Raw genomic sequence first — 26,180 nt, forward strand, 5'->3', positions numbered from 1 at the left:
CATGCCGGTGTGGCGGCCCCCAGGAACAGGGGGCACGCACCGACCGATCGAGAGTGACACCATGTACAACCTTCCTGATGATCGCGGCCACTTCGGCCCGTATGGCGGCGTGTTCGTCGCCGAGACGCTGATTCACGCGCTGGACGAACTGCGCGCGGCGTACGAGAAATTCCAGAACGATCCCGATTTTGTCGCCGAATTCGAGCGCGAGCTGAAGCATTTCGTCGGCCGTCCGTCGCCGATCTACCACGCGCAGCGCTGGAGCGACACGCTCGGCGGCGCGCAGATCTACCTGAAGCGCGAAGACCTGAACCACACCGGCGCGCACAAGATCAACAACGTGATCGGCCAGGCGCTGCTCGCGAAGCGGATGGGCAAGAAGCGCGTGATCGCCGAGACGGGCGCCGGCCAGCACGGCGTCGCGACCGCGACGATCTGCGCGCGCTTCGGGATGGAGTGCGTCGTCTACATGGGCGCCGAGGACGTGCGCCGCCAGGCCGCGAACGTGTACCGGATGAAGCTGCTTGGAGCTACGGTCGTGCCGGTCGAATCGGGCTCGCGCACGCTGAAGGACGCGCTGAACGAAGCGATGCGCGACTGGGTCACGAACATCGAGAACACGTTCTACATCATCGGCACGGTCGCGGGCCCGCACCCGTACCCGATGATGGTGCGCGACTTCCAGCGCGTGATCGGCGACGAGTGCAAGGTGCAGATGCCCGAGCTCGCCGGCCGGCAGCCGGACGCGGTGATCGCCTGCGTCGGCGGCGGCTCGAACGCGATGGGCATCTTCTATCCGTATATCGACGACACGTCGGTGCAGCTGATCGGCGTCGAGGCGGCGGGCGACGGGCTCGACACGGGCCGTCACGCGGCGTCGCTGATCGCCGGCAGCCCGGGCGTGCTGCACGGCAACCGCACGTACCTGCTGCAGGACGACAACGGCCAGATCATCGAGACGCATTCGGTGTCGGCGGGCCTCGACTACCCGGGCGTCGGCCCCGAGCATGCCTGGCTGAAGGACAGCGGCCGCGCGCAGTACGTCGGCATCACCGACGAGGAAGCGCTGAAGGCGTTCCACGACTGCTGCCGGATCGAGGGGATCATCCCGGCGCTCGAATCGAGCCACGCGATCGCGTATGGCGTGAAGCTCGCGCCGACGCTGCCGAAGGACAAGATCCTGCTCGTCAACCTGTCGGGCCGCGGCGACAAGGACATGCACACGGTCGCCGAGCGATCGGGCATTTCGCTCTGACCCCGACCGATGCGTGACCTGATCGAAGAACCGGCGGGCGGCGCCGCGAGCGGAGCGGAGGCGGTGCAAGCCGTCGTCGCGACGCCGCGCGCGCTGCGCGCCGGCATCGAATTGCACAACCGCGATTTCATGACCGAAGCCGCGCGCCTGCCGGACGCGTCGATCGACCTGATCGTCGCCGATCCGCCGTACGGGCTCGGCAAGGATTACGGCAACGACTCGGACAAGCGTTCGGGCGACGACCACCTTGCGTGGACGCTTGCATGGCTGGAGCTGGCGATTCCGAAGCTCAAGCCGAGCGGGTCGATGTACGTGTTCTGCACGTGGCAGTATGCGCCGGAGATCTTCAGCTTCCTGAAGACGAAGCTCACGATGATCAACGAGATCATCTGGGACCGGCGCGTGCCGAGCATGGGCGGCACGACGCGCCGCTTCACGTCGGTGCACGACAACATCGGCTTTTTCGCGGTGTCCAAGGCGTATTACTTCGATCTCGATCCGGTCCGCATCCCGTACGACGCCGACACGAAGAAGGCCCGCTCGCGCAAGCTGTTCGAAGGCAGCAAGTGGTTGGAGATGGGCTACAACCCGAAGGACGTCTGGTCGGTCTCGCGCCTGCACCGGCAGCACGCGGAGCGCGTCGATCATCCGACCCAGAAGCCGCTGGAAATCATCGAGCGGATGGTGCTCGCGAGCTGCCCGCCGGGCGGCCGCGTGCTCGACCCGTTCATGGGCAGCGGCACGACCGCGGTGGCCTGCGCGCGGCAGGGGCGCGACTTCGTCGGCTACGAGATCAACGAAAGTTATTGCGCGATCGCGCACGAGCGCATTGCCGCGCTCGACGCGCAGGCGTGCGCGTAAGTCGCGCCGCCGCTTCGCCGAACGCATACTTTGTATGGGACCGGAGTAAGCGCTAAAGCGCTAACTCCGGATCGACACAGGAAAATTGCCATGTCCCGTATCCAGCAGACCTTCGCCGCACTCGCCGATCAAGGCCGCAAGGGCCTGATCCCGTTCATCACCGCGGGTGATCCGGACCCCGCGAAGACCGTCGATTTCATGCACGCGCTCGCCGAGGGCGGCGCGGACGTGATCGAGCTCGGCGTGCCGTTCTCGGACCCGATGGCCGACGGCCCCGTGATCCAGCGCTCGTCGGAACGCGCGCTCGAACGCGGCGTCACGTTGAAGAGCGTGCTCGCCGACGTGAAGCGCTTCCGCGAGACCAACCAGACAACCCCCGTCGTGCTGATGGGCTATGCGAACCCGATCGAGCGGATGGGCGTCGACGCGTTCGCCGAGCAAGCGCATGCGGCTGGTGTCGACGGCGTGCTCGTCGTCGACTATCCGCCGGAAGAGGCGGGCGTGTTCGCGGAAAAAATGCGCGCCGCGCAGATCGATCCGATCTTCCTGCTCGCGCCGACGTCGACCGACGAGCGCATCGCGGATGTCGGCAAGATCGCGAGCGGCTACGTGTATTACGTGTCGCTCAAGGGGGTGACCGGCGCCGGAAATCTGGATGTTTCGAGCATTGCGGGTAAAATCCCGGCCATCAAGTCGCGTGTGCCGGTTCCGGTGGGCGTCGGCTTCGGCATCCGCGACGCTGAAACGGCGCGCGCGGTGGCCGAAGTGTCGGACGCCGTCGTGATCGGCAGCCGTCTGGTGCAGCTCCTCGAGAGCGCCGCGCCGGAAGGCGCCGTCGCCGCGCTGAAGGCGTTCGTCGCCGAGATGCGCGCCGCGCTGGACGGCGCGGGCAAGACGGCCGCGTAAATAGACAACCTAGCAACATAGGAAAGCGGGTCCGGGCGCATGTCGCCCGGCCTGCCACGGAACAGGAAACCAAACGATGAGCTGGCTCGACAAACTGTTGCCGCCGAAGATCAAGCAGACCGACCCGAAAAGCCGCAAGGGCATTCCGGAAGGCCTGTGGATCAAGTGCCCGTCCTGCGAGGCCGTGCTGTACCGCAACGACGTGGACGCGAACCTGCACGTGTGCCCGAAGTGCGATCACCACATGCGGATCGGCTCGCGCGAGCGCCTGGATGCGCTGCTCGATCCGGAAGGCCGCTACGAGATCGGCCAGGAGATCGTGCCGGTCGATACGTTGAAGTTCAAGGACAGCCGCAAGTATCCGGATCGTCTGAAGGAAGCGATGGACGATACGGGCGAGACCGACGCGATGGTTGTGATGGGCGGCGCGATCCACACGCTGCCGGTCGTCGCCGCGTGCTTCGAGTTCTCGTTCATGGGCGGCTCGATGGGCTCGGTGGTCGGCGAGCGCTTCGCGCGCGGCGCGCAGAATGCGCTCGAGCAGCAAGTGCCGTTCATCTGCTTCACCGCTTCGGGCGGCGCGCGGATGCAGGAAAGCCTGCTGTCGCTGATGCAGATGGCGAAGACCACCGCGATGCTGACCAAGCTGGCGGAAGCGAAGCTGCCGTTCATTTCGGTGCTGACCGATCCGACGATGGGCGGCGTGTCGGCGAGTTTCGCGTTTCTCGGCGACGTCGTGATCGCCGAGCCGAAGGCGCTGATCGGCTTTGCCGGCCCGCGCGTGATCGAGCAGACGGTGCGAGAGAAGCTGCCGGAAGGCTTCCAGCGCGCGGAATTCCTGATTAAAACGGGTGCGATCGACATGATCGTCGACCGTCGCAAGCTGCGCGACGAGATCGCGCAATTGCTCGCGCTGCTGCAGCGCCAGCCGGCCGACGCGCTGGCCTGATCGGCGCCAGGGTTGTGAACCGCGCGCGTCGCCTGGCTCGATCGCCAGGCGGCGCGCTTCGTTTTTTTGCGTAGTGGCGGTACCGATTCAGATTTGATCCGATGAGCACTTTTCCCACTCTCGACGCGTGGCTTTCGCATCTCGAACGCGCGCACCCGGTCGGCATCGACATGGGCCTCATCCGCATCGGCCAGGTCAAGGCGGCGCTCGGGCTCGAATTCGCGTGTCCGGTGATCACGGTCGGCGGCACCAACGGCAAGGGCTCGACCTGCGCGTTCCTCGAGACGATCCTCGTGCGCGCCGGCTACAAGGTCGGCTGCCACACGTCGCCGCACCTGCTCGCGTTCAACGAGCGGGCGAGGGTGAACGGCGAGACGGTCGGCGACGACGAACTGCTGCCGCACTTCGAGGCCGTCGAAGCCGCGCGCACGTCGCTGCCGGAGCCGGTGTCGCTCACGTATTTCGAATTCACGACCCTCGCGATCCTGCACCTGTTCGCGTCGCGCGGGCTCGACGCGGTGATCCTCGAAGTCGGCCTCGGCGGCCGGCTCGACGCGGTCAACATCATCGATACCGACTGCGCGATCGTCACCAGCATCGACATCGACCACACCGAATACCTCGGCGATACGCGCGAGCAGATCGCGTTCGAGAAGGCCGGGATCTTCCGGCCCGGCAAGCCGGCGATCTGCGGCGACCCGGCCGCGCCGCAGACCCTGATCGACCACGCGGAAGCGATCGGCGCGGACCTGTGGCTCGTCGGCCGCGATTTCCGCTGCGAGGCGCAGCCCGGCGCGGAACGCCAGCAGTGGAGCTACCTCGGCCGCGACAAGCGCTACCCGGCGCTTGCGTACCCGGCGCTGCGCGGCGCCAACCAGCTGATCAACGCGTCGGCGGCGCTCGCCGCGCTCGAATCGCTGCGCGCGGTGCTGCCGGTGTCCGCGCAGGACATCCGGCTCGGGCTCGCGAACGTCGAGCTGCCGGGCCGCTTCCAGGTGCTGCCGGGCAAGCCGGCGATCGTGCTCGACGTCGCGCACAATCCGCACGCGGCGGCCGTGCTCGCGCAGAATCTCGGCAACATGGGCTTCTTCCCGTACACGTACGCGGTGTTCGGCGCGATGCACGACAAGGACATCGACGGCGTGCTGCGGCACCTGAAGGGCGAGATCGACCACTGGTGCGTGACGGACCTGCCGCTGCCGCGCGCGGCGAACGCCGGGCAGCTCGAAGCCGCATTGCGCCACGCGGGCGTCGAGGATGGCCCGGATTCGAGCGTCACGCGCTACACGTCGCCGGCCGATGCGTTTCGCGATGCACTAAAAAGAGCATCGGAGAATGATAGAATCGTGGTTTTCGGCAGTTTCCATACGGTAGCTGGCGTAATGGCCTATCGTAAATCGCAGCAACACTGACTGACGGGCAGTTTCGGACTCAGCCATTCATGGGAATTTTCTCGTTCGGCAAGAAAGACGACGACGCGCCCACCCGGCGCGGCGGTCGTACCGGGACCTCCCGGAACGTGCGTAGCGAGCGCACTGAACGCACAGAACGCGTTGAGCGGCGCGCGCGCCGCACCGAGCGTCCGGAATCGGACGCACTGCTCCTCGATCCGACCCTTCCAGAAAAGCAACGTGCGCGCCGCCGCCTCGTCGGCGCGATCGCGCTCGTGGTGGCCGCCGTCATCGTGCTGCCGATGGTGCTCGATTCGCACCCGAAGCCGGTGACCGACGACATCGCGATCGACATTCCCAACCGCCCCGCGCACCATGCGGCCCCGTCGCGCGACGAGGATGCATCCGACGTGCAGGCAGGCGTCGCGCACGACGAGCCGCCCGCGTCCGAGACGGCCGCCGCGGCCGCTATTGCCGCGCCGGCGCCCGCGGCGCCGAGCGTCGCCAAGGATGCCGCCAGGCCGGCGGCAAAACCCGACACCGCCACGACCGCAAGCGTCGCGCCGAAGCCCGCTCCGGCGCCGGCCGCGCCCGCTCAATCGACCAAACCGGCAGCCAAGCCGGCAGCGCCGAAGCCCGCCCCCGCGGCCGTCGCGAACGCCGATGCCGCCAGCGCGGACGGCGGCGACGCGGCGACGCCGTCGTCGCCCGCCGGCGCGCGCTTCGCGGTGCAGCTCGGCGCGTTCAAGGACGACGCGACGGCCCGCTCGTGGGCGACCAAGTTGAAATCGGCGGGCGTGCCCGCATATGTCGAGCACCGCAAGCAGGCGGATGGCAGCACGGCTACACTGTTGCGTGCCGGCCCGTTCGCGGATCGTGCGGCGGCCTCCGCGGCGATCGCGAAGGTGCGCGAAGCCGGCTTGACCCAGTAACGCGCGATGCTGACGGCTTTCGACTACGCTGTATTGGCGGTGATCGCGTTATCGGCGCTGCGCGGTGCGTGGCGCGGCTTCGTGTCGGAGATTTTCGGGCTGATCGGCTGGATCGCGGCGATCGTGATCGCGAGCCGCTACGTCGGGCTCGTGGTGCCGTACATCCCGGCGACCTGGCCGGGCGGCGCGCTGACGCAGTGGGTGCTCGCGTTCGCGCTGCTCGTGATCGGCGTCGTGTTCGTCGCCGGCGTCGCGAACGCGCTGCTGTCGCGGATCGCGCAGGTGTCGGGCCTCGGCGGCGTCGACCGGTCGCTCGGCATGATGTTCGGGCTCGTGCGCGGCGGCGTGATGGTCGTGCTGCTGGTCGCCGCGGCCGGGCTGACCGAGTTGCCCAAACAGGAATTCTGGCGCAATGCGCTTTTGCGTCCGCTAGCCGAAGAGGGCGTGCACGAGCTGAAGTCGCTCCTGCCCGACGGCATGGCCCAGTACGTGCGCGTGTGATGACCGCGCGGCCGGGCAGGACGGAACCGTTTTTGTATTCTCAGAAGGACATGCCATGTGCGGCATCGTAGGCGTTATCTCCCAATCCCCGGTCAACCAGCTGATCTATGACAGCCTGCTGCTGCTGCAGCATCGCGGTCAGGACGCGGCGGGCATCGCGACGGCGGACGGCAGCAATTTCCACATGTACAAGGCGAACGGCATGGTGCGCGACGTGTTCCGCACGCGCAACATGCGCAGCCTGCCCGGCACGTACGGCATCGGTCAGGTCCGCTATCCGACCGCCGGTTCCGCGTCGAGCGAGGCGGAGGCGCAGCCGTTCTACGTGAACGCGCCGTTCGGGATCATCCTCGCGCACAACGGCAACCTGACGAACTGGAAGCAACTCAAGGACGAGATGTTCCGGATCGACCGCCGGCACCTCAACACCAATTCCGACAGCGAAGTGCTGCTCAACGTGTTCGCGCACGAGCTGCAGCTGTCGACGACCGGCCTCGAGCTCGACCCGGCCTCGGTGTTCAAGGCGGTCTCGGGCGTCCATCGCCGCCTGGAGGGTTCGTACGCGATCGTGTCGCTGATCGCCGGCTACGGCCTGCTCGCGTTCCGCGATCCGTTCGGCATCCGTCCGCTCTGCATAGGCAAGCTGGAAACCGAGCACGGCACCGAATGGATGCTCGCGTCGGAATCGGTCGCGGTCGAAGGCATCGGCTTCGAATTCGTCCGCGACGTGCGGCCGGGCGAGGCGATCTTCATCGACCAGGCCGGCAACTTCCACAGCCAGCAGTGCGCGGACGCGCCGACGCTCAACCCGTGCATGTTCGAGTACGTGTATCTCGCGCGTCCGGATTCGTGCCTCGACGGCGTGCCGGTTTACAACGTGCGCCTGCGCATGGGCGACTATCTCGCCGAGAAGATCAAGCGCGAGCTGCCGAACGTGCCGATCGACGTCGTGATGCCGATTCCCGATTCGTCGCGGCCGGCCGCGATGCAGGTCGCCGCGAAGCTCGGCGTCGAGTATCGCGAAGGCTTCTTCAAGAACCGCTATGTCGGCCGCACGTTCATCATGCCGGGCCAGGCGGTGCGCAAGAAGTCGGTGCGCCAGAAGCTCAACGCGATGAGCATCGAGTTCAAGGACAAGCACGTGCTGATCGTCGACGACTCGATCGTGCGCGGCACGACGTCGCACGAAATTGTGCAGATGGCGCGCGACGCGGGCGCGAAGTCGGTGATCTTCGCGTCGGCGGCGCCGCCCGTGAAGTTCCCGAACGTCTACGGCATCGACATGCCGACGCGCGGCGAGCTCGTCGCGCACGGCCGCAGCGACGAGGAAGTCGCGAAGATCATCGGCGCCGACCACCTGATCTACCAGGACGTCGACGACCTGCGCCGCGCGGTGCGCGACATCAACCCGAAGCTCGAGCGCTTCGAGGCGTCGTGCTTCGACGGCAACTACATCACCGGCAACGTGACGCCCGAGTATCTCGATTCGATCGAGCGCGCGCGTCTCGCGCCGGCGTCGCAGGCCGACCGCGACACGAGCGGCGACGGCGCCGTGCGCTCGCAGATGAACCTGCAGCTGTCGGTCGAGTGACGCCGACGCACGCCGTCGAACAGGCGTGATAGGATGTGGCCTTGCGTCGATTTGATTTCAGCTTGCGGACGCGGGGTTTCATCCCCAAACAGCTAAAGCGAAGGCCGGCGGCAGCCGGCCCGAGTCGACCGCTGTCGTACCGCACGAAGCCCGCTGATGCCGATGCATAGCGGGCTTTTTTGTTTGGTTTGGTCCGTGCGGCGCAGCACGGACATCGAAAACGGAAAAACGGAACATGGACGACTCCCTCAACTTCGACACGCTTGCCGTGCGCGCGGGCACGCTGCGCAGCGACTTCAACGAGCACTCGGAAGCGCTGTTCCTCACGTCGAGCTTCTGCTTCAAGAACGCGGCCGAGGCGGCCGAGCGCTTCGCGAATTCGGAAGACTATTTTACGTATTCGCGCTTCACCAATCCGACCGTGACGATGTTCCAGGATCGCCTCGCGGCGCTCGAGGGCGGCGAGGCGTGCATCGCGACCGCGTCGGGGATGGCTGCGATCATGTCGGTCGTGATGGCCGCGCTGCAGGCGGGCGACCACCTCGTCAGCTCGCGCAGCCTGTTCGGCTCGACGCTGGGCATGTTCTCGCAGATCTTCAGCAAGTTCGGCATCACGACGACCTTCGTCGATCCGACCGACCTGAACGCGTGGCAGGCAGCGATCCGTCCGGAAACGAAAATGTTCTTCCTCGAGACGCCGTCGAACCCGCTGACCGAGCTCGCCGACATCGACGCGATCGGCAAGATCGCGAAGGCCGCGAATGCGCTGTTCGTCGTCGACAACTGTTTCTGCAGCCCGGTGCTGCAGCAGCCGCTGAAGCTCGGCGCGGACGTCGTGATGCACTCGGCGACGAAGTTCCTCGACGGCCAGGGCCGCGTGCTCGGCGGCGCGCTGGTCGGCTCGAAGGAGTTCATCATGGGCAAGGTGTTCCCGTTCGTGCGCAGCGCGGGGCCGACGCTGTCCGCGTTCAATGCGTGGGTGCTGCTGAAGGGGATGGAGACGCTGTCGCTGCGCGTCGAGCGGCAGTCGGCGAACGCGCTGGAGATCGCGCGCTGGCTCGATGCGCATCCGGCCGTCGCGCGCGTGTTCTATCCGGGGCTCGAATCGCATCCGCAGCACGCACTCGCAAAGCGCCAGCAGAAGGCGGGCGGCGCGATCGTGTCGTTCGAGCTCAAGGGCGACACGCCCGAGCAGCAGCGCGCGAACGCATGGCGCGTGATCGACGGCACGAAGCTGATCTCGATCACCGGCAACCTCGGCGACACGCGCACGACGATCACCCATCCGGCGACTACCACGCACGCCCGCATCACGCCGGAAGCGCGTGCGGCGGCGGGGATCACCGAAGGGCTGATCCGCCTCGCGGTCGGTCTCGAAGACGCGACGGACTTGCGCAACGACCTCGCGCGCGGCCTCGAAGGCTGAGCGGAGCGGGTCAGGGGTGCGCGGCCTGCGGGCCGCGCATCGCGTCCACCATCCAGCGCAACGTCTCGTCGAGCGGCGTGACGGGCAGGTCGCCCACCGCGTGCCGCAGCTTCGCGCGCGAGCCGCTCAGGCTCTTCACTTCGTTGTCGCGCACGAAGCGCGGATCGACCGTCACGTCGATCACGTAGCCCGCGATGCGCGACAGCATCGCCAGCACTTCCTTCAATGCGTACGCGTGCTCCGAGCAGACGTTGAACGTCTCGCCGGCCGGCGCGGCCTCGATCAGCCGCAAGTAGGCGGCCGTCACGTCGCGCACGTCGGAGAAATCACGGCTGACGTCGAGATTGCCGAGCGAGATGCGCGGTTCGTTGCGCGCATAGTGCGCGGCGAGCTTCGGCAGCAGGTACGCTTCGCCCTGGCCGACGCCCGTGTAGTTGAACGGGCGCGCGATCACGATCGGCAGCCGGTCGTGCCACAGTTTCGCCGCATATTCCATCGCGAGCTTGCTGACCGCGTAGTCGTTCGCGGGCGCGGGCGCGACGGTTTCGTCGAGCACGCCGGGCGTCGCGTTGCCGTAGACGTTCGCGCTGCTCGCGAGCAGCACCGCGGACGGGCGGCGGTCGAGGCCCGCGACGGCGGCCAGCAGGTTGCGCGTGCCGACGATGTTGACCTGGTACGTCTGTGCCGGATCGTCCTGTGCGACGTGCGCGCGCGCGGCGAGGTGCACGACCGCGTCGGGCCGGGCATCGGCGGCCGCGGCGCGCAGCGCGTCCGCATCGAGCAGGTCGACGGGCAGCAGCGTGCAGTTCGCGAGCGCCGGATCGTCGGGCTGCGGCGCGCCGGGCGCCGTCGTGCCCCACACCTCGTAGCCGGCCGCTTCGAGGCGCTCCGCCATGTAGCGGCCGGTGAAGCCGGTCAGGCCCGTGACGAACGCACGGCGCGACAAGCGTTTAATACGTGTCATGGTGGCGATTGCGCGTCAAATCCGCTTCGACCATCATCTGGCAAAGTTGTTCGAGCGTCGTCTGCGGCGACCAGCCGAGCTTGGCTTTAGCCTTGTCCGCGCAGCCGATCAGCAGGTCGACTTCGGCCGGCCGGTAGAACTTCGGATTCACCTCGACGAGCACGTCGCCCGTCGCCGCGTCGAGGCCGCGCTCCTGCTCGCCCTTGCCGGTCCATTCGATCTGGTAGCCGGCGGCCGCGAACGCCATCCGCACGAAGTCGCGCACGGTCTCGGTGCGATTGGTCGCGAGCACGTAGGTGTCGGGCTCGTCGACCTGCAGCATCCGCCACATCCCTTCGACGTATTCGAGCGCGAAGCCCCAGTCGCGCTTCGCGTCGAGGTTGCCGAGCTCGAGGCGCGTCGCCTTGCCGAGCTTGATCTTCGCGACGGTGTCGGTGATCTTGCGCGTGACGAATTCGCGGCCGCGCAGCGGCGACTCATGGTTGAACAGGATCCCGCTGCTGCCGAACAGCCCATACGACTCGCGGTAGTTCACGGTCATCCAGTGCGCGAACAGCTTCGCGACGCCATACGGGCTGCGCGGATAGAAGGTCGTGGTTTCCGTCTGCGGAATCGCCTGCACCTTGCCGAACATTTCGGATGTCGAAGCCTGGTAGAAGCGCGTCTTCGGCGTGACGACGCGGATTGCCTCGAGCAGGTTCAGCGTGCCGAGGCCGGTCACCTCGGCGGTCGTCGACGGCTGGTCGAACGACACGCCGACGAAGCTCTGCGCGGCCAGGTTGTACAGCTCGTCCGGCTGCGTGCGTTCGAGCAGGCGCAGGCTTGAGCCGGCGTCGGTCAGGTCGTGCTCGACGAGCGAGAGGTTCGGATGCGTGTCGACGCCGAGCTCGGCGATGCGCCAGAAATTGACCGAGCTGGTGCGGCGATAGGTGCCGGTGACCTGATAGCCCTTGTCGAGCAGCAGCTTGGTCAGGTAGGCGCCGTCTTGCCCCGTCACCCCGGTAATGATGGCTTTGCGAGTTTGGCTCATGGCGATGTCCTAGTCGAAACGATGGAGAAAATCAGGCAGTGCTGCGCGCCGCCGCCGGCAATGCGCTGCGCGCAGGGCCGCGCGTCAGGCGCCGCTCGAAGCCGTACCAGCTCGCCGTTGCATACGCGAGCGTGATGGCGAGCGCGAGCACGGCGCTCAGGTAGCGGTTCAGGTGCAGCGGCCAGAGCGCGTACAGCACGCTCAGGTGGATCAGGTACACGGTGTAGCTGACGGTGCCCACGTAGACGAGCACGGGGTTCGTCAGCACGCGCTGCACGAGGCCGCGGCCGCGCAGCGCGATCACGACGATCGACGTGCACAGCAGCAGCGAGACGCTGTAGAGCGCCGCGTTCGACAGCGGCGTGTTCGCTGCGCGAAAGCGCGGGAACGACAGGTGCAGCCAGCCGAGGATCGCGAGCGACACGAGCGCGCCGGCGATCGCGAGCGGATAGAACGGCTCCAGCGCGCGCCGGTCGCGGCGCAGCACGATCGCGAGCAGCGCGCCCGCGGCGAGCAGGTCCATGCGGAACGGCGTCAGGTAGTAGATCGGCCAGAACGAGTCGAACCACGGCGTCGCGATCGCGCGCAGCACGGGAGCCGCGACGATCAGCGCGGCCGCGATCCATAGCAGCGCGCGTTCCGAGCACCACAGCACGACGAACGGCCAGAAGATGTAGAACTGCTCTTCGACCGCGAGCGACCACAGCACGTTGAGGCTGTCGTGGCCGATGCTGCCGAGCGACAGGCCGATGTTGGTCGAGAAGAACGCGAACCACGGCCAGTGGGGCAGCCAGCTCGCGCCGAACAGCAGCGTCGAGACGACCAGCAGCAGCACGTACGGCGGCAGGATGCGGCGCACGCGCCGCGCGTAGAAATGGCTGAAGTAGGACTGCCCGCGCGCCTTGCGCTCGAGCAGGATGCCGGTGATCAGCAGCCCGCTCAGCACGAAGAACAGGTCGACGCCCATCCACAGCGGCGCCTTCAGCGAATGCTGCAGGAACACCGCGCCCACGGCGATCGCGCGCAGCCCGTCGAGCTGGACGATGCGGCCGTGTTGCGGCACGGGCGTGTCGGCGGTGCGTGAAACCGTCATCGCGGCGCGCCGCGCATTCGATGCGTGAACGTCATTCATGCGATTAAGTGATATATCGAATCGAAATTGATTCTAGGGAAAAGAAATCGGCAAAAAAACGCACGTCATCGGGTTGATGGAAATCATCCGATTTCCTTTCGTGCGCATTGCAAAAGAAAATTTTTCGGCCGAGATGCCCGGGCCGGGCGCTCCGGCGCGGCATTTTCTACAGCCTCACCACCGTCGGGCGGTCGTTCTTGCCGCCTCGGCGCGTGTTTCGGAATGGGTTCCGGTTCGATATTTCACGCAGAAACATCCCCAAATATTTCCAAATTTCTTGTGATTATTTTTGCTTGTAACCTGCATCGCGACGTTTGAAACCCATTTAGCGATACGGCATTCGCGCGGCCCGTGGCCGCCGCGCCGGATCGTTGAAGCAGCAAATGGAGAAGCGCTTTGCAACGTCTGATACTGGCCGCCATCGCGATGTGCGCGGCATGGCTGACTTGGGCCGCGCCGGCCGAAACGGTGCTGCCCGCGACGACGTCCTGGATCGGCAATACGTTCGGTTACGGCGACGGCTCCTGGACGCAGATCGACATTCGCGCGATCGCGGTGACGCCCGATGGCAAGGTGTATACGAATGCGCCGTGGGACGAGAGTGGCGCGGAAGCGAGCGTCTACCAGGACGGCAAGATGCTCGGCTTCGCCGGCGGCACGCACGGCTGGGGCAACCTCGGCGGCAATGCGGTCGCGGTCAACAGCAAGTACGCGTATGTCGCGATCGGCGTCGGCAACGAGCGCGGCCACCTCGTGTCGCCCGGCATCTGGCCGGAGAAGGGCAAGCAATGGTTCGGCATCTCGCGGCGCGCGATCGGCGACATGAAGCAGCCGGCGCCGTTTCGCGCCGCGCCGCAAGTCGTGGCCGGCGGGCGCGCGGACGCCGGACGCGCGCGGATGGCGGCGAGCTTCATGATGCTCAACGAGGTGCCGGCCAGCGCGAGATCGGACGTGGGCGAGCTGAAGGCGGAAGTCGGCGGCCTCGCGGCCGACGACAGGACGCTGTTCGCGACCAATCCGGCGCATGACGAAGTCGTCGTGTACGACGCCGAGACGATGCAGAAGAAGGGCGCGTGGAATGCGCACGAGCCGGGCCGGATCGCGCTCGCGGCCGACGGCACGGTGTGGCTGCTGACCGATACGCTGAACGGGCCCGCGCATCTCGTGCACATGCGCGCGGACGGCCGCAGGATCGACGATGCGCCGGCGCTGCCGGACAACACCGACGCGGTCGACGTTGCAGTCGATGCGAAAGGCCGCGTGCTCGTCGCCGACAACGGCCCGCGCCAGCAGGTCCTGATCTTCGCGAAAGGCGACAACGGCTATGCGCCGTCGGGCACGCTCGGCGAGCGCGGCGGCATCTTCTCGGGCGCGGTGCCGGGCCGGCCGGGGCCGCAGCGCTTCAACGGGCTGACTGGCGTCGGCGTCGATCGCGCCGGCAACATCTACGTCGCGACCAACGGCATCGGGCCGCGCCACGACACGATCGGGGCGGGCCTCGGCGCGACGCTCGAGAGCTACGCGCCGGACGGCAAGCTGCGCTGGCAGGTGCAGGGCCTGCTGTTCGTCGACGGCGCATGGATGGACCCCGCGCGGCCGAACAGCGTGTACACGGGCAACAAGCGCTTCGAGCTCGACCTGTCGAAGCCGCCCGGCCAGGAGTGGAAGTACGCGGGCTTCCTGTCGAACCGCTTCAAGTATCCGGACGATCCGGTGTTCCACACCGACCAGTGGCCGGGCACGCCGATGGCGCGTCGCGTCGACGGCCGCACGTTCCTGTACCTGACCGACATGTACGCGGATCACCTGAAAATCTACCGCTTCGATCCGAAGCGCGACGGCGAGGTCGCGATTCCGTCGGGCCTGATCGCGGGCCGCGCGCGGCCGGTCGACAAGGTGCCGAACAAGCCGCCGGGCGGCGACTGGATGTGGCGCGACGCGAACGGCAACGGCCGCCTCGACGTCGACGAGTTCGACATCAACACGACGGGCAAGGCGAAGGCGGGCGGCTGGGGCTGGTGGGTCGACACGAAGGGCGACATCTGGCGCACGAGCGACGCGCGCGGGATCCACCGGTTCCGCTACGGCGGTGTCGACCGCGCCGGCAACCCGGTCTACTCGTACGACAAGGTCACGACCTATCCGATGCCGCAGCCGTTCACGCAGCTGCGCCGCGCGATCTACGAGCCGCAGTCCGACACGCTGTACGTGACCGGCTACACGCCCGACGCGCCGCCGCAGCCCGGCATCAGCAAGGAAGTGGGCCGCGTTCTGATCCGCTTCGACAAGTGGTCGACCGGCTCCCCGGTCGCGCGCTACACGATCGCGCTGCCGTGGCAGCCGGACGCGAAGCCGATCCTGACGCTGGCCAGCATCACGGTCGAGGGCCGCTACATCTTCGCGGTGGAGCCGGTCGGCAAGATCCACGTGTACGACAAGGAATCCGGCAAGGAAATCGGCGTGATGAACCCGGGGCCGGAGGTCGGCCGGGCGTCCGGCTGGGTCGACGTGCCGTTCGGCATCAGCGCATCGAAGCGCGAGAGCGGCGAGTACCTCGTGTTCGTCGAGGAAGACGCGCGCGGCAAGGTGCTGATGTATCGCTGGAAACCGTGAAGGGTGGCACGCCACAAGGCACAAGCATGGACAAAGGCATACTCAAGAACGTTTCGATCAATTTCATCGGGCTGATCCTGCCGACCTTCGTGTCGCTGGTGACGGTGCCCGCGTATATCCACGCGCTCGGGGTCGAGCGCTACGGCGTCGTCAGCCTCGTGTGGACGCTGATCGGCTATTTCGGGATCCTCGATCTCGGGATGAGCATGGCCGCGCAGAACCACATCTCGAAGGCGCTCGCGAGCGGCGACGACGCCGAAAGCGCGCGCGTGTTCTGGAGCGCGTTCTGGCTGAACCTCGGCACCGGCATCGTGGGCGGGCTGCTGATCTACTCCGGCGCGTTCGTCTATACCGCGTATTTCACCAAGGTGTCGGCCGCGATGCAGCACGAGGTGTATCTCGCGCTGCCGTGGCTCGCGCTCGCGATTCCGCTCGCGAACGTGTCGTGGGTGTTCGCCGGCGCGATCAACGGCGCCGAGCGGTTCGGCGTGTTCAACACGAACCAGACGATCGGCACGTTCCTGTTCCAACTGCTGCCGCTCGGCGCCGCGTGGTGGATCGCGCCGAACCTGCAGACGGTGCTCACCGCGGCGGTCGTGTCACGCCTGATCGCGGCGGTGATGCTCGGCCACGCGAGCATCAAGGTGCTCGGCATCCGCCGCATCGATCCGCCGCAATGGGGCACCGCGAAGGGGCTGTTCAACTTCGGCGGCTGGATGCTGATCGCGAGCACGACCAGCATGATCGCCGACACGCTCGACCGCGTGATGCTCGGCGCGGGCATGGGCGCGAAGTTCGTCACCTATTACACGGTGCCGCAGAACCTCGTTACGCGCCTGAACATGCTGCCGAACGCGCTCGTGCGCACGCTGTTCCCGCGCCTGTCGGCGGTCGGCCGCGACCACGCGGATACGCTCGCGCGGCAGTCGCTCGAATTCCTGAACGGCGTGTTCACGCCGATCGCCATCGTCGCGATCTTTGCGCTCGGGCCATTCCTGGCGCTGTGGGTCGGCCCCGATCTCGCCGCGCACTCGGCGCCGGTCGGACGCGTGCTGGTGATCAGCGTGTGGCTCGTCGGGCAGGCGAGCGTGACGCGCATCCTGATCCAGTCGCAGGTCAACCCGTCCCGCGCGGCGTTCGCCGGGCTCGTCCAGATGCCGTTCTTCGTCGGCGGCCTGTGGCTCGGCATCCATCATTTCGGGCTGATCGGCGCGGCGGTCGTCGTCGCCGCGCGCGCACTCGTCGATTACGGCGTGCTGCTTTACCTGTCGGCGATCCGGATGCGCGCGATCGTGCTTGACATGGCCGCGCATCTCGCGTTCCTGCTTGCGAGCCTCTATCTCGCGCACGCGTGGCCGGGGCTCGTCGAATCGATCGTCATCTGCGCGGTCGTGCTGGTGCTGAACGTCGCGTGGTCGCTCACGATGACGCCGGGGCTGCGCACGCTGGCCCGCGGCCTGATCGTCCGTATCAATGCGAGGAAACCCATATGAATCGCGATCTGGCGGAACACGCCATCCTGAACGCGGCTACGGCCGAAGCGTCGGTGACGGCCGACGCCGTCGCGCTGCGCCAGGCCGCGCCCCGCGAAGCCGCGCCCGCGCGCCATCCGGCCCGCCCGCTGCGCGTCGCGATCGTCCATGACTGGCTCGTCACCTACGCGGGCGCCGAACGCGTGCTCGAGCAGCTGATCGCGTGCTTTCCCGACGCGGACCTGTTCAGCCTCGTCGATTTTCTCGACGACCGCGCGTTCGTGCGCGGCAAGCCGGTCACGACGTCGTTCATCCAGAAGCTGCCGTTCGCGCGCACCAAGTACCGCAGCTACCTGCCGCTGATGCCGCTCGCGATCGAGCAGCTCGACGTGTCGGGCTACGACCTCGTGATCTCGAGCAGCCATGCGGTCGCGAAGGGCGTGCTGACCGGGCCCGACCAGGTGCATATCAGCTACGTGCATTCGCCGATCCGCTATGCGTGGGACCTGCAGCACCAGTACCTGGAGCAGTCGAACCTCACGCACGGACCGAAATCGCTGCTCGCGCGGATGATCCTGCATTACATCCGCAACTGGGACACGCGCACCGCGAATGCGGTCGACGGCTTCGTCGCCAACTCCGCGTTCATCGCGCGGCGCATCCGGAAGGTCTACCAGCGCGACGCCGCGGTGATCTTCCCGCCGGTCGACGTCGACGCGTTCTCGCTGAACGCGGCCAAGGAGGATTTCTACCTGACCGCGTCGCGGATGGTGCCGTACAAGAAGATCGACCTGATCGTCGAGGCGTTCTCGAAGATGCCGGAGCGCAAGCTGGTCGTGATCGGCGACGGCCCGGAAATGCAGAAGGTCCGCGCGAAGGCGGGGCCGAACGTCGAGATCATGGGCTACCAGCCGTTCGCGGTGCTGCACGACCGGATGCGCCGCGCAAAGGCGTTCGTGTTCGCGGCCGAGGAGGATTTCGGCATCTCGGTGGTCGAGGCGCAGGCCTGCGGCACGCCCGTGATCGCGTACGGCAAGGGCGGCGCGCTCGAAACCGTGCTCGACCCGCAGTCGGGCGCGCGGCCGACCGGGCTGTTCTTCGACGAGCAGACCGCGCGCGCGATCGTGTCGGCCGTCGACGATTTCGAACGCGCGCCGCAGCGCTTCACGCCGCAGGCGTGCCGCGCGAATGCGGAGCGGTTTTCCGCCGACACGTTCCGGCGGCGCTTTCTCGATTACGTCGAGGCCGCGCTGCCCGGCGCGACCGCGTGGCAAGGCGCGGGCGCCGCGCCGCCGCCCGCCGCGCGCGGCCCGGCGACGCTCGTGCTCGACCAGAGCGGCGTGCTGGGCGGTGCCGAGCTGTCGCTGCTCGAGATCATGAAGCACATGCGCGCGAACGCCGACGTGCTGCTGTTCGCCGACGGGCCGTTTCGCGCGGCGCTCGACGAGATCGGTGCACGCGTCGACGTCGTCGAGCAGGGCGCGCTCGCGGGCGTGCGCAAGCAGGGCGGCGTGTCGGCCGGCGCGGTGACGCAGCTGCTGCGGCTCGTGCGCGACGTCGCGCGCCGTGCGCGCCGCGCCGAGGTGATCTACGCGAACACCCAGCGCGCGATGGTGGTCGCCGCGCTGGCCGGGCGGCTCGCGCGCAAGCCGGTGGTCTGGCACTTGCGCGACATCGTCAGCGACGATCATTTCGGCCGCAAGCAGCTGCTCGCGATCAAGGTTTGCGCGCGGCTCGGCGTGACGCGGGTGATCGCGAACTCCGACGCGTCCGCGCAGGCGTTCCGCGCGCTGACCGGCTTCACGCCGCAGCACGTCGACGTCGTGTTCAACGGCATCTCGGCCGAGCCGTTCGACGCGCTGGCCGGCGTCAGCCAGGCCGCGCTGCGTGTGCGCTTCGGGCTGCCCGAGCACGCGTGGCTGGTCGGCTCGTTCAGCCGGCTCGCGCGCTGGAAAGGCCAGCACCTGCTGCTGGAAGCCGCCGCCGGCCATCCGGACATGCACGTCGTGCTGGTCGGCGCGCCGCTGTTCGGCGAGGACGACTATGCGGCGCAACTGCACGAAACCGTCGCGCGGCACGGGATGGACGACCGCGTGCATTTCCTCGGCTTCCAGCGCGACGTGGCCGCGTGCATGAAGGCGGTCGACGTCGTCGCGCACACGTCGATCACGCCCGAGCCGTTCGGGCGCGTGATCGTCGAAGGGATGCTTGCGAGGCGGCCGGTCGTCGCGGCGCGCGCGGGCGGCGTCGTCGAGATCATCGAGCACGACGACAACGGCCTGCTGTGCGAGCCGGGCGACGCGCATGCGCTGGGCGACGCGCTGGTCGCGCTGCAGTCGAATCGCGCGCTGCGCGAGCGCCTCGTCGCGAGCGGTTACGTGACGGCGCTGCGCCGCTTCGGCACGAAGACCTACGTGGAACGCGTCGAGAAGATCCTCGCGGATACCGCGCGGGCGGCGAAGCAGCGGTAGCGCGTCGCCCGCGGGGGCCGACGTTCGGCCCCGGCATGCGGCAGGTTGAATCGGCCCCCGCGCGGCGATGTGCTGCGCGGGGGCTTTGTTCGTGCGAGGGAAGCTGGCGGGTCGTGCTGAAGGCGGAGGGCGCCGCGGCGATTCGTTCCGGGCGCGACAGTCATCAAGCAAAAGCCCCCGCGCAGCGATGTGTCACGCGGGGGGCTTGCTGCCAGACCTGACGGTCAGGCGGTCAGACGGCCCGTTCGGGCGCCGGCGCGACGACCCGCGCGCCGCGCGACGGCTTGAGGCTTGCCGACCACATCATCGCGGGCCGTTCGAACAGCCGATAGAACAGGTAGGCGACCGGAATCGCGAGCGCCATGAACGCGAACGACGGCCAGATCGACAGCTGCAGTTCGGAGCGATAGAGCACCGAGCCGACGCAGACGAACAGCGGCAGGTGGATCAGGTACAGCGAGTAGCTGAAGTCGCCGAACCAGCCGAGCACGGCGAGCGGCGGCGTCGTGCGCGGCGGACGGGCGAGCGCGCGGTACAGGAAGCACGCGAAGCCGGCCGCCCACAGCTGGAACGCGCCGTACTGGCCATAGTGGAACGCGGCGCAGCCGCCGGCGAGCAGCACGGCGGCCGCGGCGTACCACGCGCGCGACGGCGCGGCGGCGTTCGCCGTACGCGCCTGCTGTGCGCGCACGTCCGCGATCCACGCGCCGATCGTCCACGACAGCCAGTACGACGTGAAGAACTGCAGGTCGTGCCGTTCGAGCAGCCAGGCCGACGCGACGTTGACGAGCGCGATGCCGGCCACGACGGCCGGCATCCCGATGCGCCGCCGGATCGCGAACAGCAGCGGGTAGATCGCGTAGAACTGCACTTCGAGCGACAGCGTCCACAGTGCGCCGTTCGAGCCGTACGTATAGCCGGCGACGCCTTGCAGCGAGAACAGGTTCACGAGGAACGCGCTCAGGCCGACGTCGCGGATCTTGTGGCTGACGGGCGCGATCTGCAGGCTGATCGCGTCGAGCGCGAGCGTGAACAGCAGCGCGGCGAGCAGCACCGGATAGATGCGCGCGAAGCGGCGCGCCCAGAAATTCGGCGCGTTCAGCCGGTAGGCCGGATCGGCGGCGAGCTTGAGCGCCGCGTTGCGGTGGATGCAGTAGCCGCTGATCACGAAGAAGATCGGCACGCCGGCCGAGCCCCACGCGAACGGAAACGTCAGGTAGCCGACGATCACGCTCGGGTCGAGCGTGTGGCCGTAAGCGCGATGGAAGCTTTGCATCCCGACCCAGACGACCTGCCGGCAGTGGAAATAGGCGACGAGCAGCGCCGCGAAGCCGCGCATCGCGTCGATCACGTGCTCCTTGTGATCGGCGGCGGGCGGCGCATTCAAAGTCGATCCGCTGAATGCTTGCATGCGATTCGGTTCCTTGCGACGGATGAAGGGGAAGTTTCGCACCATCGTAATCCGGAAGAATTCGCTCAATGAATAAAAAAATCTCGCCGTGGAATAATCGGATTCAGGATTGCGGTTTTATCGGGCGGCGATATCGGTTTCAGCGCACGGCCAATTATTTGTCGATTTTTTTCTGATAGCTTGAAGCTCCAGTTGATAGACGCAAGGAGCGGCAAGATGGACATGCATTGGATCGCGAGCGCGGCGGTATTGGTGGTCATGGCCGTAGTGTCGGCATACCGCGAAGCGCTGAAGAACGAGCCGATTCGACCGCGCTTCGAGTGGGGCGGCGCGCCCTATGTCGAGGAATTCGAATCGTAAAAATTTGTATCCGGAAAATCGGTAAATTGTCGTCGGTCGATGCAGCTCACCGGCAATATCGACCGGCTTGGCGACGATTATCCATTAATCGAACCGGTAGCGCGATTAGGTGCCGCCGGTAATAGCGGCGGCGGGCCGGTTTCAATGTGCCATTGAATCGTGCCGCGCCATCCGGACATTCATTGTGCCGTGTCGCGAAACGATGCGAGGCGGCGCGCTCAACGCAATCAGGATGCAATCATGTTGAAAGTTACCAAGGCCGTGTTCCCCGTTGCCGGTCTCGGCACACGGTTCCTGCCGGCGACCAAGGCGAGTCCGAAGGAGATGCTGCCCGTCGTCGACAAGCCGCTGATCCAGTATGCGGTCGAGGAAGCGATCAATGCCGGCATCACGGAAATGATCTTCGTGACCGGCCGCAGCAAGCGCGCGATCGAGGATCACTTCGACAAGTCATACGAAATCGAGGCGGAGCTCGAGGCGCGCGGCAAGGAGAAGCTGCTCGAGCTGGTGCGCAGCATCAAGCCGAGCCACGTCGACTGCTTCTACGTGCGCCAGCCGGAAGCGCTCGGTCTCGGCCACGCGGTGCTGTGCGCGGAGAAGCTGGTGCATGGCGAGCCGTTCGCGGTGATCCTCGCCGACGACCTGCTGCACGGCGAGCAGCCGGTGCTCAAGCAGCTCGTCGACGTGTTCAACCACTATCACAGCTCGGTGATCGGCGTCGAAACGATCGCGCGCGAGGACAGCCGCTCGTACGGCGTGATCGAGGGCCGTGAGTGGGAAGAGGACATCATCAAGCTGTCGGGCATCATCGAGAAGCCGTCGCCCGAGGATGCGCCGTCGAATCTCGGCGTGGTCGGCCGCTACGTGTTCATGCCGACGCTGTTCGATCACCTGCGCAAGATCAAGCCCGGTGCGGGCGGCGAGCTGCAGCTGACCGACGCGGTGCAGTCGCTGCTAGCGCACGAGCAGGTGCTCGCGTATCGCTACTACGGCACGCGTTTCGATTGCGGCAGCAAGATCGGCTACCTCAAGGCGACCGTCGAGCTGGCGCTCCAGCATCCGGAAGTGAGCCGCGAGTTCGAAGCGTACCTGCGGACCTGTTTGCCTGCGCTGGCTGCCGTCGCTTAGCAGCCCTGCGCGTCAAGTTTCAGGTGGTGGTTGTTCCGTTGGCCCCGGTTCGCCTTGTGCGCCGGGGCGTTTTTCATGGGCGCGGGCCTGCTGCAATCCGCTAGCGGGCCGGCTTGAGCGTCTCGGTGACGAAGGTCGCGACGGCCTTTCTGGCGTCGGCGGCCGCCTTTTCGTCATAGCCGATGGTCGCGCCGCGCTCGACGCACGCGTCGGCATACGAGAACGGCTGCCGGGTGTCGGTATCGATCACCTGGCCGCGGTCGTTTTCCACGAGCCGGCAGTGGCGCAATGTCTGTGCTTTCGGCAAGGTCAGCGGCGGGTCGTACGCGCGCCCGTCGAATACGTGCCGGGCGCCGGGGTATTCGGTCAGGCGGACGTCGCGGCCCGCGGCCTTCAGCCGCTCGACATACGCGCGGCACGGCGCGATCGGCGTGTAGTCGTCGCCGGTGCCGGCGAACACGCGCACGGGCCGCGCGGCGATGTCGTCGTCGTCGCGATAGGCGACCGGGCAGCCGGGATAGAACGCGACGTACGCGGCGAAGCGGGCCGCGGATGCGGCGTGCATCCGCTGGAACCGCGTGAGGCAGGCATACAGCGTGCTGTGGCCGCCGCGGGAAAAACCCATCAGCATCACGCGCGCGGGATCGATTCTCGGATGTTTCGCGAGCACCGCGAGCGCGCGGTACGCATCCTCGATCTGCACGAGCCGGCCGACCTGCGCCTGGTCGTCGTTCACGCTGACGAGGCCGCGGCTCGTGAAGCTGTCGATCACGAAGGTGGCGACGCCCATCGCGAGAAGTTCGCGTTCCCAGTCGGTCACGTAGCTGCTGATCCCGCCGGAGCCGTGCAGCAGGATCACGAGCGGGAAGCGCTCGCTGCCGACGCGCGGCAGGCGCAGTTCGCCGGCGATCGTGACGGGCTTGCCGTCCTCGCGGCCCGCGAGAAACGCGTCGTCGGTCATCGTCAGCGACTCGAACGGGATCACTTCCATCCGCGCCTGCGCCCGTCCGGCCGACGGCGCGAGCGCAAGCACGAGACCGAGCAATGCCGGCGCGACACGGCGGAAACACGCACAATGGCTTTCACGCGTAAGCATGGCGACGTCCTTGTTCACCGCGTATCGGCGACCGACCTGCTGCTGAAAGCGTAGTGCATCGCCGGCCCGTTGCAAGCCGGCTCAGCGCACGGACGTGCGTTGCGGCGCCGCGAAATGGCGCGTCAGCCGTTCGGCAATCGGCTTCTTGCGATCCAGCAGCCGTTTTTCGAGATAGCGCCAGGAAAGATGCGCGAGCAGCATGGCGAGCCCGAATTGCAGCATCTGGGGCAGCACGTCCCGAGCGAACGGCGGCAACCGCGTGTACTGGTAGAGCGCTTGCGTCGCGCCGAAACGCCCGGGGATCAGGTTGTGAAACAGGTAGAAGCCGTAGCTGATCGTGCCGAGATAGACGAGCGGCGGCCATTCCAGCAGCGCGACGGCGGAATGTTCGGGCTCGCGGACGATCCACAGCAGCAGTGCGCCGAGCGACGCGGAGAGCCCGAAATCCGCGAGCCCCGCCGCGGCGCCCGGCAGCGCGACGCATGCGGGCAGCACGAGGAACGTCACGACGCCCGCCGCCGCGAGCCAGCCGGGCGGCGCGTAGCGCGCCACCGCGGGGCCGTGCTCGGCGAGCGCCATCGCGCCGATGCCGCCGAGCGCGATCAGCGCGAAATTCCACGGGGAAAACGCGTAGATCAGCACCGGCGACGCGTCGGCCAGATAGAGGCCGAGATGCGCGGCCGCGCAGAGCGCGACCGCCGCGATGCCGAGCGCGATGTGCCGCGCCGCGCGCGTCGCGAGCAGCGCGAGCGGCGCGATCAGATAGAACTGCTGCTCGACGGCGAGGCTCCAGAAATGCGATGTAGTGCCGGGCCAGCCGTTCTTGACGACGCCGATCCACAGGTTCGACAGGAAGAGGGCGTGCCATGCGAGGCCGAGGTCGACGCCGCGCTGATAGAACAGCGCATGCGCGATCGCGAGCGACGCGAGCAGCAGGTAATACACGGGGAAGATTCGCAGCACGCGCTTGGCGAGGAACAGGCTGAGCGCATGGCGGCGCGACAACGTGCCGTGCTCGACCGCCTGTCGGCTGCGGTGCAGCTCGCCCACGATCAGGAAGCCGCTGATGAAGAAAAACGTCCACACGCCAAGCCTCCCCACGTCGATCGCGAGGACGTGGCCCTTGTGGGACAGGAAGACGAGGATGACCGCGATGGCTCGCAGGCCGTCGAGTCCCTTGACGTGTCTGACTTCGCGCATGAAGGTGTCCTGGCATTGGGCACGGCCACTATAGGCGCACAAATATCGAACGTAATTCACGTTTTGATGCATACGTACAGGCGTTTTCTTGCGTGCCGGGCAGTGTCGTAGTCTGCAGCACGCAACAAAACCTGCAGAAAACCCGCGGAAAACGCGCAAAAGTACTCCACGAAGCGTCGAGGCGCTTGTAGAATCCGGCGTTGAAGCGCGCACGTTGTGCGCTTCGTGTATCCAACGACCACACCTGGTAGGAGAAACATGGCGACTTCCGCAAAAAAGGTGGCCAAGAAGGCTGCCGCACCGGCCAAGAAAGTGGCTGCCAAAAAAGCTGCGCCCGCGAAGAAAGTAGTGGCCAAGAAGGCTGTCGCGAAGGCGCCCGCCGCTCCGACGCCGCTGAAGGACAAGTTCACGAAGGCATCGCTCGCAGTGCACATCGCTGAGCGCGCAGCTGTCGAAGTGAAGGCTGTCAAGGCAGTGCTGGCCGCACTCGAGAACGTCGTGCTGGGCTCGGTCCACAAGAAGGGCGCAGGCGAGTTCACGCTGCCGGGTCTGCTGAAGATCACGGCGCAAGCCGTGCCGGCGAAGAAGAAGCGCTTCGGCAAGGATCCGTTCACGGGCGAAGAGCGCTGGTTCCCGGCAAAGCCGGCCAGCGTGCGCGTGAAGGCACGTGCGCTGAAGAAGCTGAAGGACGCGGCTGCTTAACTGCGGCGCAACGGTCGCCTGTTTCGTGCAGGTGGCCGTCGGGTGTCCCACGATCCCTGTGTGCGAAAGCGCACGGGGATTTTTTATTGCAGCGCGGAACGGGACGCGGTTGGACGATGGGGCGAAGCGCGGCACGCGCGATGCGTTGATGCGCGCGCGGCTATCGGGTGGGTCGGCCCGGCCTCGACTGCGCGCATGCAACGCCGTTGCGTTGCCGCTTCGCCATTCGATCAACCGTCCTGCGGTTGATCGGGCGTTTCCAGGGTGAGTTGGTAGAACGCCGCATCCAGCCAACGGCCGAACTTGAAGCCGACCTGCGCGAGCGTGCCGGCATGCGTGAAGCCGAGCCGCGTGTGCAGGCGGATGCTGCCGGCGTTGCTCGCATCGATGCAGCCCACCAGGACATGGACCTGCGCGTCGCGCGCACGGCGGACCAGTTCGCGCAACAGGCGCTCGCCGAGCCCGCGGCCGCGCTGCTCATGATGCACGTACACGCTGTGTTCCACCGTGTACTTGTAGGCGGGGAATGCGCGGAACGTGCCCCAGCTCGCGAAGCCCAGCAAGCGGCCCGACGCATCGACCGCGCCGACCACCGGAAAGCCGCCTGCGCGCTTCGTCGCGAACCATGCCGCCATCGCCTGCGGGGGGCGCGGCGCGTAGTCGTACAGGGCCGTGGAATTGACGATGGCCTCGTTCAGGATCTCGAGGATGGCCGCCGCGTGCTCGGCCTCGCTGCAATCGACGAAGCGCACGTCGTCGTGGTGTTCGGAAGGGTTCATTCAGGCTCCT

At 67.1% G+C, this 26,180-nt stretch carries 22 protein-coding genes; 15 read left to right on the forward strand and 7 right to left on the reverse strand.

Annotation, left to right across the window (positions count from 1 at the left end):
* Positions 1 to 61 precede the first annotated feature (61 nt).
* From trpB to B7P44_RS22795, 9 genes are all read left to right on the forward strand, one after another.
* Entirely contained in the window at positions 62 to 1,255 is a 1,194-nt protein-coding gene (gene trpB, locus B7P44_RS22755; RefSeq protein WP_084908248.1) for a tryptophan synthase subunit beta, read from the forward strand.
* A gap of 9 nt (positions 1,256 to 1,264) precedes the next feature.
* Positions 1,265 to 2,116 carry a DNA-methyltransferase gene (locus tag B7P44_RS22760; RefSeq protein ID WP_084908249.1) on the forward strand — a complete coding sequence of 284 codons (852 nt, stop codon included), beginning with the start codon at positions 1,265 to 1,267 and terminating at the stop codon, positions 2,114 to 2,116.
* 90 nt (positions 2,117 to 2,206) lie between these two features.
* Positions 2,207 to 3,022, forward strand: a complete 816-nt coding sequence (gene trpA / locus B7P44_RS22765) for a tryptophan synthase subunit alpha (protein ID WP_084908250.1) — start codon at positions 2,207 to 2,209, stop codon at positions 3,020 to 3,022.
* Positions 3,023 to 3,098: 76 nt separating this feature from the next.
* Complete coding sequence (gene accD, locus B7P44_RS22770) at positions 3,099 to 3,971, forward strand: acetyl-CoA carboxylase, carboxyltransferase subunit beta (protein ID WP_084908251.1); 873 nt, start codon at positions 3,099 to 3,101, stop codon at positions 3,969 to 3,971.
* A 101-nt stretch (positions 3,972 to 4,072) separates the two neighbouring features.
* Positions 4,073 to 5,383, forward strand: a complete 1,311-nt coding sequence (folC, locus tag B7P44_RS22775; RefSeq protein ID WP_084908252.1) for a bifunctional tetrahydrofolate synthase/dihydrofolate synthase — start codon at positions 4,073 to 4,075, stop codon at positions 5,381 to 5,383.
* A gap of 29 nt (positions 5,384 to 5,412) precedes the next feature.
* Positions 5,413 to 6,294, forward strand: a complete 882-nt coding sequence (locus B7P44_RS22780) for an SPOR domain-containing protein (RefSeq protein WP_084908253.1) — start codon at positions 5,413 to 5,415, stop codon at positions 6,292 to 6,294.
* Positions 6,295 to 6,300: 6 nt separating this feature from the next.
* Entirely contained in the window at positions 6,301 to 6,795 is a 495-nt protein-coding gene (locus B7P44_RS22785) for a CvpA family protein (protein ID WP_084908254.1), read from the forward strand.
* A 55-nt stretch (positions 6,796 to 6,850) separates the two neighbouring features.
* Entirely contained in the window at positions 6,851 to 8,386 is a 1,536-nt protein-coding gene (purF, locus tag B7P44_RS22790) for an amidophosphoribosyltransferase (protein ID WP_084908255.1), read from the forward strand.
* A 235-nt stretch (positions 8,387 to 8,621) separates the two neighbouring features.
* Positions 8,622 to 9,812, forward strand: coding sequence for an O-succinylhomoserine sulfhydrylase (locus B7P44_RS22795; protein ID WP_084908256.1), 1,191 nt, complete (start codon positions 8,622 to 8,624; stop codon positions 9,810 to 9,812).
* 10 nt (positions 9,813 to 9,822) lie between these two features.
* Here the strand turns inward: B7P44_RS22795 and B7P44_RS22800 are convergent, their stop codons facing one another.
* Genes B7P44_RS22800 through B7P44_RS22810 form a run of 3 tightly spaced genes read right to left on the reverse strand, consistent with a single transcriptional unit; the run spans position 9,823 to position 12,899 of the window.
* Positions 9,823 to 10,776, reverse strand: a complete 954-nt coding sequence (locus B7P44_RS22800; protein WP_084908257.1) for an NAD-dependent epimerase/dehydratase family protein — start codon at positions 10,774 to 10,776, stop codon at positions 9,823 to 9,825.
* Entirely contained in the window at positions 10,763 to 11,806 is a 1,044-nt protein-coding gene (gene gmd, locus B7P44_RS22805) for a GDP-mannose 4,6-dehydratase (RefSeq protein WP_084908258.1), read from the reverse strand. Before gmd ends, B7P44_RS22800 begins: the two co-directional genes overlap by 14 nt.
* Before the next feature lie 31 nt (positions 11,807 to 11,837).
* Positions 11,838 to 12,899: an acyltransferase family protein gene (locus B7P44_RS22810; RefSeq protein ID WP_084909974.1), complete on the reverse strand. Its 1,062-nt coding sequence runs from the start codon at positions 12,897 to 12,899 to the stop codon at positions 11,838 to 11,840.
* A 465-nt stretch (positions 12,900 to 13,364) separates the two neighbouring features.
* On the opposite strand from B7P44_RS22810, the gene B7P44_RS22815 reads away from it, so the two are divergent.
* Genes B7P44_RS22815 through B7P44_RS22825 form a run of 3 tightly spaced genes read left to right on the forward strand, consistent with a single transcriptional unit; the run spans position 13,365 to position 19,494 of the window.
* A complete protein-coding gene (locus B7P44_RS22815; protein WP_162296928.1) occupies positions 13,365 to 15,551 on the forward strand; it encodes an NHL repeat-containing protein in 2,187 nt (728 codons plus the stop codon).
* Positions 15,552 to 15,577: 26 nt separating this feature from the next.
* Positions 15,578 to 17,044: a flippase gene (locus B7P44_RS22820; RefSeq protein WP_084908259.1), complete on the forward strand. Its 1,467-nt coding sequence runs from the start codon at positions 15,578 to 15,580 to the stop codon at positions 17,042 to 17,044.
* Complete coding sequence (locus B7P44_RS22825; protein ID WP_084908260.1) at positions 17,041 to 19,494, forward strand: glycosyltransferase family 4 protein; 2,454 nt, start codon at positions 17,041 to 17,043, stop codon at positions 19,492 to 19,494. The genes B7P44_RS22820 and B7P44_RS22825 overlap by 4 nt, the downstream gene beginning before the upstream one ends.
* 232 nt (positions 19,495 to 19,726) lie before the next feature.
* Here the strand turns inward: B7P44_RS22825 and B7P44_RS22830 are convergent, their stop codons facing one another.
* Complete coding sequence (locus B7P44_RS22830) at positions 19,727 to 20,905, reverse strand: acyltransferase family protein (protein ID WP_084909976.1); 1,179 nt, start codon at positions 20,903 to 20,905, stop codon at positions 19,727 to 19,729.
* Positions 20,906 to 21,121: 216 nt separating this feature from the next.
* Between B7P44_RS22830 and B7P44_RS37210 the strand changes: the two genes are divergently transcribed.
* Positions 21,122 to 21,265, forward strand: a complete 144-nt coding sequence (locus B7P44_RS37210; protein ID WP_010099202.1) for a hypothetical protein — start codon at positions 21,122 to 21,124, stop codon at positions 21,263 to 21,265.
* Positions 21,266 to 21,505: 240 nt separating this feature from the next.
* The gene (galU, locus tag B7P44_RS22835) at positions 21,506 to 22,393 is read left to right on the forward strand and encodes a UTP--glucose-1-phosphate uridylyltransferase GalU (protein WP_084908261.1); all 888 of its coding nucleotides are present in this window, start codon (positions 21,506 to 21,508) and stop codon (positions 22,391 to 22,393) included.
* Between the two features lie 100 nt (positions 22,394 to 22,493).
* Here the strand turns inward: galU and B7P44_RS22840 are convergent, their stop codons facing one another.
* Complete coding sequence (locus B7P44_RS22840; protein ID WP_084909977.1) at positions 22,494 to 23,489, reverse strand: dienelactone hydrolase family protein; 996 nt, start codon at positions 23,487 to 23,489, stop codon at positions 22,494 to 22,496.
* A gap of 81 nt (positions 23,490 to 23,570) precedes the next feature.
* Positions 23,571 to 24,689 (reverse strand): acyltransferase family protein, encoded by a 1,119-nt coding sequence (locus B7P44_RS22845; protein ID WP_084908262.1) that lies wholly within the window; start codon positions 24,687 to 24,689, stop codon positions 23,571 to 23,573.
* Between the two features lie 258 nt (positions 24,690 to 24,947).
* On the opposite strand from B7P44_RS22845, the gene B7P44_RS22855 reads away from it, so the two are divergent.
* Complete coding sequence (locus B7P44_RS22855; RefSeq protein ID WP_042587451.1) at positions 24,948 to 25,391, forward strand: HU family DNA-binding protein; 444 nt, start codon at positions 24,948 to 24,950, stop codon at positions 25,389 to 25,391.
* Between the two features lie 230 nt (positions 25,392 to 25,621).
* On the opposite strand, the gene B7P44_RS22860 is transcribed toward B7P44_RS22855, so the two are convergent.
* Positions 25,622 to 26,170, reverse strand: coding sequence for a GNAT family N-acetyltransferase (locus B7P44_RS22860; RefSeq protein ID WP_084908264.1), 549 nt, complete (start codon positions 26,168 to 26,170; stop codon positions 25,622 to 25,624).
* Between the last annotated feature and the right edge of the window lie 10 nt (positions 26,171 to 26,180).

It is taken from the genome of Burkholderia ubonensis subsp. mesacidophila (assembly GCF_002097715.1).
GTDB classification, from domain to species: Bacteria; Pseudomonadota; Gammaproteobacteria; order Burkholderiales; family Burkholderiaceae; genus Burkholderia; species Burkholderia mesacidophila.